We start from the raw sequence: 2,257 nt of genomic DNA, 5'->3' as shown, positions 1-2,257 counted from the left end.
CTATTTATTCTGATTCTACATAACATATCTATCTTTTTATTTATACATAATATAAATAATAACATTTTTTATCAAATTATTCCGCAAACTTTTCTTTCCAGAAGCGTCAAAAACGACTTGACAAAAAACACTGCAATTATTATAACAAATCGAGGCCGCGAAAATAACTAAAGGTATATAAAAAGGGAGTGCCTTTGCTTTGAAGTGCACCCCCTCTATTATCAATTATAGTGCTTGTTGTTTATCTTCTCACAGACATTACCCACGCATCAGAAAAAGGCGAATCACCATTTCTTAAAGTCATCAAAAATTTCTGAGCCTCTTCTTTCTCAGAGAAAGAATCTATATATATTCTAACTTTCTTAGAAGTTTCATATATTTTCAGATCGGCCGTTACACCTTGCTGCTTAAATTGCTCTAATTGCCGCAAGGCAGCTTGTTTTCCCGATAGTGTTGCAACGACCACAATATAAGGACGCACAACATCACTGTCAGATATATTAGCAACTTGAGAATTGTCTTGCTCTGATTTCTGTACCGTAGAAAAATTATTTTCGGCCGCTATAACAGAATCATTCCCTTGTTGCAACGATACGATATCATTTATTTCTATTTCCCCATCTTTTCCATTTTCAAATAATTCAGAAGAAACAAGACTTGCATAATCCGATGTCGTTTTCATTTCAGACATAGGAGTTGAAATCATTAAAAGCAGAATGATTATAGCCGCAGCTGCGATCAATTGTCGAACAAAAGATTTATTTACGGGGATATATACAACATCACGTTTCTTGCTTCTGAGCTTCGGTTCTGCTACATTTTCATCTTTATGTAACTGACCTAACGGACAGATATTTAACTTTTTTAATCCGAATGCAGAAATACCGAACAAGCAAGATGCCGGTGGCTCGAATATCAATGATCTTTCATCTGAAAGGACAAATGTTCCCAACTCCCCGAAAGCATAAGAATCACCGGGTTCTGAAAAACTCCGTTTTATTTCATCAACCCAATGTTCTATCATTGCCACAGCTTTTCCGTAATCTATATCCAATGTTCGCATCAACGATTGAGCCAATAACCCATCATTATACGATAAAGAAGAATTAAAAGTTATTTGTTTTCCAGGAGGTTGTATCGACTTACGGTCCTCGCTAAATCGTGCGGGAACATATTGTAAAACAAAACCTCCCAACCCCGGAACAAGAACACAATCATGTTCCGTCAGCAAATATTCAATATGTCTTACTAATTCTAACATCAGTACAAATGTAGTTATTTTTCTGTAGAATTAGAAATCATACTATCATGAATTTTCTCCTGATTCTCGAATTATTTTTCGGATTGTTCTTTATTTAAAAGAATATCAGCATCTTTTCTGTCAAAACCCAATGAAACAGCCCTGTCCAAATCTCGACTCGCATCCTCTTTTTCATAACGAGCCAACTTCAATTTAGCACGCAAAACATACACTAACGGATCTTTTGGATCTAACTCTAATGCTTTAGCTACATCTTCATCGGCCTTATTCAAACGACGGTTTAATAAGTAAGCTTCTCCCCTATTCAAATATAAAGACGTTTGTTCGGGATTAACCCGTATTACCTGCGTATAAAGATCTATCGCCTCGGTATAATAACCTCTTAACTTCATCAATGCAGCTAATCCGATACGAGCATCAGAACTTTTCGGATTAATTTTAAGAAGCTGTTCAAAATCCTTACGGCAGGCCGTTGTGTCATTTTTCTCCAATCGAATCAATCCTCTCAAATAGAGAGCATCTTCTTCTTTATCATCTAACATTAAAACCTGATTGTAATCTTTTAAGGCATCATCAAATTTTTCCATTTCCGAAAATAATGCAGCTCTGTTCATCAACAATGTTACCGAACGAGGCGTAATCATCAACGCATTCGTATAGGATTTCAACGCCTCATCGTTTTTTCCCATTTTTCTTTGAATAGTTCCCAAATTAGACAGCAACAAAGCATTTTGCGGATTAGCCGGTTGAACTCTCAATGCTCCGATCAAAGCTTTTTCTGCTCCTGCCCAATCTTCTGACTCGATACATTCAAACGATTTATCGATCCATTCATTATAAGTCTGAGCCGAAACAAACAAAAAATCTGCCATAAAGAAAACGAAAAACAATATACGTTTCATAATCGATTAGCCTTTTTATGAATAAGAAGCAAAAATACCTATTTTGCAAGTAATGAAATATCGAAATACCGCAAATTCATAAGAATTATATTTT

General features: G+C 35.5%; 2 protein-coding genes. Both read right to left on the bottom strand.

The window, feature by feature from the left end:
• Positions 1-241: 241 nt before the first annotated feature.
• On the bottom strand, positions 242-1,261 hold the full coding sequence (locus tag AC1WHX_RS11990; RefSeq protein WP_009316776.1) for an HU domain-containing protein: 1,020 nt from the start codon (positions 1,259-1,261) through the stop codon (positions 242-244).
• 71 nt (positions 1,262-1,332) lie between these two features.
• Positions 1,333-2,163: a tetratricopeptide repeat protein gene (locus tag AC1WHX_RS11985; protein ID WP_303116536.1), complete on the bottom strand. Its 831-nt coding sequence runs from the start codon at positions 2,161-2,163 to the stop codon at positions 1,333-1,335.
• Between the last annotated feature and the right edge of the window lie 94 nt (positions 2,164-2,257).

This window comes from Coprobacter sp. (assembly GCF_982436375.1).
This window is presented reverse-complemented; position numbering and strand designations above follow the sequence as displayed.

Bases quoted from the DNA above. Each gene is read 5' to 3' on its own strand.
- AC1WHX_RS11990 (WP_009316776.1), bottom strand. From the start codon at position 1,261: ATGTTAGAATTAGTAAGACATATTGAATATTTGCTGACGGAACATGAT.
- AC1WHX_RS11985 (WP_303116536.1), bottom strand. From the start codon at position 2,163: ATGAAACGTATATTGTTTTTCGTTTTCTTTATGGCAGATTTTTTGTTT.